Annotated in this window: 6 protein-coding genes; 2 read left to right on the top strand and 4 right to left on the bottom strand. The window is 73.3% G+C overall.

Features of this window, described 5'->3' with window-relative positions; genetic code table 11:
- Nucleotides 1-224: 224 nt before the first annotated feature.
- A complete protein-coding gene (locus tag DQW06_RS04675; protein ID WP_117198020.1) occupies nt 225-773 on the top strand; it encodes an RNA 2'-phosphotransferase in 549 nt (182 codons plus the stop codon).
- On the opposite strand, the gene DQW06_RS04670 is transcribed toward DQW06_RS04675, so the two are convergent.
- The 4 genes from DQW06_RS04670 to add all read right to left on the bottom strand — a co-directional run bounded on the left by DQW06_RS04670 (nt 770) and on the right by add (nt 5,810).
- Nucleotides 770-1,651: a class I SAM-dependent methyltransferase gene (locus DQW06_RS04670; RefSeq protein ID WP_013156338.1), complete on the bottom strand. Its 882-nt coding sequence runs from the start codon at nt 1,649-1,651 to the stop codon at nt 770-772. The genes DQW06_RS04675 and DQW06_RS04670 overlap by 4 nt on opposite strands.
- A 112-nt stretch (nt 1,652-1,763) precedes the next feature.
- Nucleotides 1,764-2,765: an SURF1 family protein gene (locus DQW06_RS04665; protein ID WP_117198019.1), complete on the bottom strand. Its 1,002-nt coding sequence runs from the start codon at nt 2,763-2,765 to the stop codon at nt 1,764-1,766.
- Nucleotides 2,766-2,976: 211 nt separating this feature from the next.
- Nucleotides 2,977-4,023, bottom strand: coding sequence for a chaplin (locus DQW06_RS04660; RefSeq protein ID WP_013156336.1), 1,047 nt, complete (start codon nt 4,021-4,023; stop codon nt 2,977-2,979).
- 728 nt (nt 4,024-4,751) lie between these two features.
- Nucleotides 4,752-5,810, bottom strand: a complete 1,059-nt coding sequence (add, locus tag DQW06_RS04655; protein ID WP_117198018.1) for an adenosine deaminase — start codon at nt 5,808-5,810, stop codon at nt 4,752-4,754.
- A gap of 94 nt (nt 5,811-5,904) precedes the next feature.
- Here add and DQW06_RS04650 point away from each other — a divergent pair, with 94 nt between their 5' ends.
- Nucleotides 5,905-6,573, top strand: a complete 669-nt coding sequence (locus DQW06_RS04650) for a hypothetical protein (protein WP_232238583.1) — start codon at nt 5,905-5,907, stop codon at nt 6,571-6,573.
- Nucleotides 6,574-6,781: the final 208 nt, after the last annotated feature.

Here is a 6,781-nt window from a genome sequence, read left to right as displayed (position 1 = left end):
GCCGACGGGTCCGCGAACCGCCTTCGCGGACCCGCCCACTCTGGGTACGGGAAACCGCTCAGGGGCGCCCGGACCCCCGCTCCGGGACCGGCGCGCTCCGCTCACCCGTTCCTGCCTCCTCCGTGCACGCCTGCGCCAGGGGTTTTTCGCCGTCCGGACACCGCCCCGGTACCTGACCGAAAAGCCCTGGCCCCTCCGGAGGCCCGGCGGGGATCATCGGAACCATGGACCTGAGAGAACTCGTACGCGCCTCCAAGTTGCTGTCGCGCGTGCTCCGCCACGACCCCGCCCGTGTGGGGGTGCGGCTCGACCCGCGGGGGTGGGCCGGGGTAGACGAACTCCTCGCGGGCTGCAGAAGGGCTGGAGTGCGCCTCAGCCGCGCGGCCCTCCAGGAGGTCGTCGACACCAACGACAAGAAGCGCTTCGTCCTGAGCCCGGACGGCACCCGCATCCGCGCCCAGCAGGGCCACTCCGTCCGCGTCGACCTGGGGCTGGAGCCGAGCACGCCCCCCGCCCTGCTCTACCACGGCACCGTGGGCCGGCTCCTGCCCGCCATCACCGCTGAGGGGCTGCGACCGATGCGGCGGCACGACGTCCACCTGTCCCCCGACACCGCGACCGCCCGCCGGGTGGGCGCCCGGCGCGGCGCGCCGGTGGTCCTCACCGTCGCCTCCGGACGCATGCACGGCGACGGCCACGTCTTCCGGGTCACCGGCAACGGAGTGTGGCTGGTACCCGCCGTGCCCCCGGAGTACCTCGGCGAGCCCGTCTAGGGGCGCAGCACCGCAGCGCCGGGGCGCCGCCCTCCCGCTCCGTCAGGAACTCGGGGCCGGACCGCCGAGAAGATCGCGGTGCCGGGGATCAACCGGCCGCGCACCGGCCCCCAGCCGCCCCACACCCGGTCGAGCCCCTCAGGCCACTCCGGTTCGACCATGTCCCGCAGCACCAGGCCCGCGCGGGCGATCCCGCGCACCCAGTCGCCCACCGTGTGGTGGTGCTCCACGTAGACCGCGTCCCCGCCGTCGTCCTCCTCCACGTAGGCGCGGCGGTCGAAGTAGGACTGGTTCACGGTGAACCCGTCCTCTCCGGGGTCGTCCGGGAAGCTCCACCGGACCGGATGGGTCACCGAGAACACCAGCCGCCCGCCGGGCCTGAGCACCCGCGCGGCCTCGGCCAGGGCGTCGTCGGCCGAGGGCACGAACGGGAAGGCCCCGAAGGAGGAGAACACCACGTCGAAGGCGGAGTCGGCGAACGGCAGCCGCTGGGCGTCGGCCTGCACGGCCGCGAGCGCGTGCCCGGTCCCCGCGTCGATCCTGCGCGAATGCTGGAGCTGTCGGAAGGACAGGTCGAACCCGACCACCTCGCGCACCCCCTGGGCGCGCAGCCACCGCCCGCACTGGCCCGCGCCGCAGCCCACCTCCAGGATCCGGGCCCGCAGGAGGTCCTCCGGGCCGCCGAGCAGGCGCGCCCCGGCCTCGGTCAGGCCCTCCGGGCACCACACGAACTCGGCGTCGCCGAGGAAGTCCCCGTGCTCGGCCTGGTAGGCGTCGGCCGCGCCGTCCCACCACCGGCGTCCGGCGCGGGCGCTCTCCTCGGCGTCCACGGTGCGGCGCGCCACGCGCCCGGGATCCGGATAGCCGTCGTCGTTCATGGGCCCCAGCCTCCCAGAAGGGCGGGCGCGCACGGGGCCCGGACGCCCACACGCTTTCTCGGTCGGGTCCCGGAGACAGAAACCCCGTGGTCGTACCGGACGCGTCCCCGGGCTAGGCGCTCCCGGGCCTGCCCGTGCCCGCGGTCGCACCGGAGTCCTCGCCGGACCCCTCAGGCCCCTTGGAACTCCGGCCGGACTCCACGGCCTCGGTGGTCTCGGCGGACTCGGAAGGCTGCGCGGCATCGACTGTCGCACCGGACTCCACGGTCTCAGCAGCCCCGGCGACCTCCACGGTCTCACCGGGCTCCATGGCCCCGGCGGTCTCCGCAGACCCTGCGGCCTCCCCGGCCTCACCGGACTCCCCCGCCCCGGCCTCGCGGGCGTCCCGGATCTCACGGCGGACGAGGAAGACCCATCCGCCCACGGCGACGACGGCGAACACCCACCACTGCACGGCGTAGGACGCGCTCATCCCCGCGTCCTCCTCGTGCAGGACGACCGGCTCGGGCGCCGCCTCCGGCATCGGGTCCTGGCGGGTCAGGTCGACGTACCCGCCGTAGACGGGGTAGGGCAGGTCCGCGGCGATCTGGTCCACGTCGACCATCATCAGCTGCCCCTCGGGCAGGTCGTCGCGGTTGCGCAGCCCGGTGTTCTCCTCGGTCTCGGAGTAGTGCAGGCGCCCGGCCACCTCCACGGCGCCCTCGGGCGCGGGCGGCACCTCCGGCTGGTCGAGGGCGGTCTCGCCGCGCTCGACCCATCCGCGGTTGACCAGGACCGCGGTCCCCTCCTCGGTGACCAGCGGGGTCAGCACGTGGAAGCCCACGCCCCCGGAGCCGTCGCGGTTGCGCAGCAGCAGCTCGTGCTCGGTGTCCCAGGTGCCGGCGGCCTCGACGGTGCGCCAGCGGTCGCCGGGGTCGACGTCCTCGCCGACCCGGGTCAGCTCGGCCACCGGCACGGGGTCGGCGGCGAGGTTGGACTGCTGGAGGTCGACCGCCGCGCCGCGCTGCCCGGCCCGGTCCAGCTGCCAGAAGCCCAGCCAGACGAAGCTGGGCACCAGCACCAGCACCAGCGCGTGGAAGGCCAGCATGCGTTGCGAGAACAGGACTTTGAGCACGTCTTCGAGGTTATGAGACTCCTCCGGCCGCCTCGCACCGCCCCTCGCCTCCCCGCACCGCGCGGACCTCGGCCCGCCTGACCGGGCCCGCCGCCGCGGTCGGGGCCGACCGCCGCCGGCCGCGCCCCTCCGGCGGTCCGCACGCGAACGGGGCCGCCGGTCACCGGCGGCCCCGCGTGTGTGGTCGGGGAACCCGGGTCCCCCGACCGTGCTACTCGTCGTCGCCGGTCACGGCGGCGGCCTTGCGCTTGCGGGCGAAGTACAGCCCGGCACCGCCCGCGCCGACCGCGGCGACGCCCGCGGCGACCAGACCGGCCAGGGCGCCACCGGTCACGGGGAGCTGCTCGTCGGCCTGGGGCTCGGTCGGCTCCTCGCCGGTGCTGGAGTCGTCCTCGCCCTTGTCCTCCTCGCGGGGCTCCTCGGGCTTCTCCTCACCCGGCTCCTCGGGCTGCTCCTCCTCCGGCTTCTCCTCCTCGGGCTGGCCGGGCTCCTCGGGCTTCTCCTCGCCGGGCTCCTCCGGCCGCTCCTCCTCGGAGATGATCTCCATGCAGGAGCCCTCGGCCAGGCCGAGCACGGACACGGCGTTGCCGCAGATGTCGACGGCCGCGTCCACCGGGACCACGACCTGGTTGCCGCTGCCGATCCCGCCCGCGCCGCTGGTGGCGGCGTCGGGGGCGCCCTCGTTCTCGGGGGAGGCCTGGATGATGTTGATGATGGTGGTGCACTTGGCGCTGGAGCCGCCCAGGACGGCCACCGAGTTGCCGCAGACGTTGATGGCGGCGTCCACGGGGACGATGATCTGGTTGCCGCTGGCCACACCGCCGGAGCCGTCGGTCCTGGTGGTGGGCGCGTCGGCGCTCTCCTCCTCCAGGACCTCGACCACCTCGACGCACTCGGCCTGGCTGATGCCGCCGACCGCGGCCGCGTTGCCGCAGGCGTCGATGGCGGCGTCCACGGGGACGATGATCTGGTTGCCGCTGGCCACACCGCCGGAGCCGTCCGTGGAGGCCCCGCCCTGGCCGCTGGCCTCGTAGAGGACCTCCGAGACCTGGGTGCACGTGGCGCTGGAGATGCCGAGGATCGCGATCGAGTTGCCGCACAGCTCGGCTTCGACGTCCACGGGCACGACGACCTGGTTCCCGCTGCCGATCCCGCCGGAGCCGCTGGTGGTGGTGTCGGCGAAGGCCGCCGCCACGGGCGCCACGACCAGCCCGGCGGTCATGACGGTGGCGAAGGAGTAACGGAGTGTGTTGCGCATGTGCGGAGGTGACCTTTCACGGGTACGGCTCGGGGATCGCGCCGTTGCGACGCTGGTCCGCGACGGGACCGGTGCCCGCGTCGTCTCGCGGGTCCGGCTGTCCACGGCGGTGCGGGTCCGCCAGCAGAGAAGACTGCGTGGCGGCGGGGCGACCCGCATGTGTGAAGTCGCGGTTCGAAAGTTCGCGGAACCGCCGACGGACCGAAACGTTAGCAAGCCACCGAAGGCTCGCAGGCGTTTTCGGGAAATACTCTTCCCCAGTATAAGTACAGTCCGCAACAGATTTGCTACACAGAGGCATAAGAGCAGCTCACAGCATGCCCCATTGACTACCCCTTGCTTATGGACACCTACTCCATGTTGCCACAGGAAAAGAAAATTTTCCCGGTAAACCCCAGAACCGAACCTACTAAGCAACTTCGCAGATTCGCACCCAAGCCACCCCTTGGCGCCCGAAACCCCGTGTCGGGTTTTCCCTCCCGTGCAAAGTTAATTCCCTTGTGGGCGAAAAGCCGGAAAAAGGGAATACCCACGGAGCCCCGCCGGCGGCGCCGTACCGCCCGGAGGGCGCGACCGCCGGAAGCGTGTGAGGTGCGTCCCCCTCATCAGGACATGCCCCGCTTCCCCCGCCCACCGGAACGTGCATGCAACCCGTCCTCACCCGCCTGGGACCACGGCGGCCGTTCGCGGACCCGCACGTCACACCGGCGGCAGCTCCGGCCAGGACGCTAGCGCAGCGCCGCGACCCTCACCGGGTCGACGCCGTGGCGCGCGGCGACCTCGCCGATCTCGGCCAGCAGCGCGTGGCGGCGGGCCGCGCCCAGGTAGGAGGCGTGCACGCCGTTCGCGGCGAGCCCGACCAGGTCGGCGGCGTCCAGGCCCAGGGCGTGCGCGGCACGGTACTCGCCGTTCAGGTCGGTGCCGAACATGGTCGGGTCGTCGGTGTTGAGGGTGACCAGCAGACCGGCCTCCAGCATGCGGGGCAGCGGGTGGTCGCCCAGCTCGGCCACGGCGCGGGTGCACACGTTGGAGGTGGGGCTGACGTCCACCGGGATCCGCCCCTCCGCCAGGCGGCCGACCAGCGCCTCGTCGCGCATGGAGTCGATGCCGTGGCCGATGCGCTCGGCGCCGAGCGCGTCCAGGGCCTCGCGTACCCGCTCGGGACCGCCGTGCTCACCGGCGTGCGGCAGGCTGGCCAGTCCGGCGGCCCGCGCCCTGCCGAACACCCCGGCGTACTGCTCCAGCGGGGTCTCCACTCCGCCGACGCCGAAGCCGACGACGCTGGGCGGCGCGTCGCGCAGGACCGCCTCCACGGTGGCCTCCGCGCTCTCCAGGCCGAAGTCGGCGGGGAAGTCGGGGATCCACCGCAGCTGGATGCCGTGCCGGCTCTCGGCCGCGCGGCGAGCCTCCTCGATGCCGTCGAAGACCACGCGGGCGGGCACCGCGCGCATCAGGTGGGTGTAGAGGCTGACGTGCATCTCGACATAGCGCACGTTCTGCGCGGCCAGGCGTTCGGCGACCGCCGAGGCCAGGAGTGCGAAGTCCTGCTCCTCGCGCAGGGTCGCGACCGAGGCGAGGTAGACCTCGACGAAGTGCGGGAAGTCGGTGAAGACGTACCAGTCCCGGAGCGCCTCCAGGGTGTCGGGGACGTCGGTGACGCCGTGCCTGCGGGCGAGGTCGAACAGTGTGTCGGCGGGCATCGACCCCTCCAGGTGGACGTGCAGCTCCACCTTGGGCAGGTCCCGGATGAGCGCCTCGACGTCGGGAGGCGTGGAGTGTGTGTGCATGGCGACAAGTTACGCGTGCCGGGGAGCCGCCCCAAGCCCCTGCCGGTCAAGTTCACAGCCGTCCGTCAGAAGCGGGCCCGGATACGGTGAGGAGGTGATCCCCCAGCCCCCGCCGCGGTCTCCGCGTCCCCCGTCGAGCACCGCCGTGTTCCGCGCGCGCAACCTGATCCGCGCGCAGACCAGTCCGCGCCTCGCTCCCTACGTGGCCTTCGGCGCCGTCCTCCTCGCCCTGTGGCTGATCTGTCTGATCCCGACCGCCCACCTCGCGGACACCCCCGAGCGGTTCCTCGCCTACTCCGGCGCCGGGCTGGCCCTGGTCGTCGGGGCGACCGCGCTCGCCGGTGAACTGGCAGCCCGGGGGACGCGCCGCTCCTTCGGTGACGTCCCCCTGCCGCCCGACGCCGATCCGTACCGGCTGGCCATGGCCGAGAAGCTGGTGGCGGAGGGGGTGCTGTGTCCCGACCCCGGGACCAACTGGCTGGCCCGGATCATGGCCGAACGAAAACTGAGGGAGTACGGAATCCGGTTCCCCCGCCGCACGTCCGCCATCTGGGCGGCGGTGTCGTGCGTACAGGCAGGATTCCTGGTGTGGTGGCTGTCCACGGAGGGCCTCTCCGTGGAGACCGGGTGGCTCCTCTTCACCCTCCTGTGCAACGTGCTGTTCGTGTTCCTCCACCCGTCCATGGCGGCTCGGGACAGGCGTTGCGCCGAGGCGGTCCGCGACGCCTACGACCACTACGCCGCCGGAGGACGGCGCTCCTAGGACCCGCTCACCGCGCCCCTCACGACTCCGCGTACGACGCGCCGACCGCTCCGGAAGGCGGCCCGGCACGTCCCCTCGGCGTGCTCCTTCGCCCCTGTGCCGGCCCGGGGGCCGGCCCCCGCCGCACACGGACCCCCGAAGCCGCGTCCGGCACGTCCGCGGTCGGACCACCGACGGCGCACCCGCCGGGCACGGCACTCGCCGGGGG

The sequence above is a fragment of the Nocardiopsis sp. TNDT3 genome, from assembly GCF_003427465.1.
Classification (GTDB): domain Bacteria; phylum Actinomycetota; class Actinomycetes; order Streptosporangiales; family Streptosporangiaceae; genus Nocardiopsis; species Nocardiopsis dassonvillei.
Note: the sequence above shows the minus strand (reverse complement) of the source record. Positions and strands in the feature narration are given on the sequence as shown.

Bases quoted from the DNA above. Each gene is read 5' to 3' on its own strand.
- DQW06_RS04675 (WP_117198020.1), top strand. From the start codon at position 225: ATGGACCTGAGAGAACTCGTACGCGCCTCCAAGTTGCTGTCGCGCGTG.
- DQW06_RS04670 (WP_013156338.1), bottom strand. From the start codon at position 1,651: ATGAACGACGACGGCTATCCGGATCCCGGGCGCGTGGCGCGCCGCACC.
- DQW06_RS04660 (WP_013156336.1), bottom strand. From the start codon at position 4,023: ATGCGCAACACACTCCGTTACTCCTTCGCCACCGTCATGACCGCCGGG.
- add (WP_117198018.1), bottom strand. From the start codon at position 5,810: ATGCACACACACTCCACGCCTCCCGACGTCGAGGCGCTCATCCGGGAC.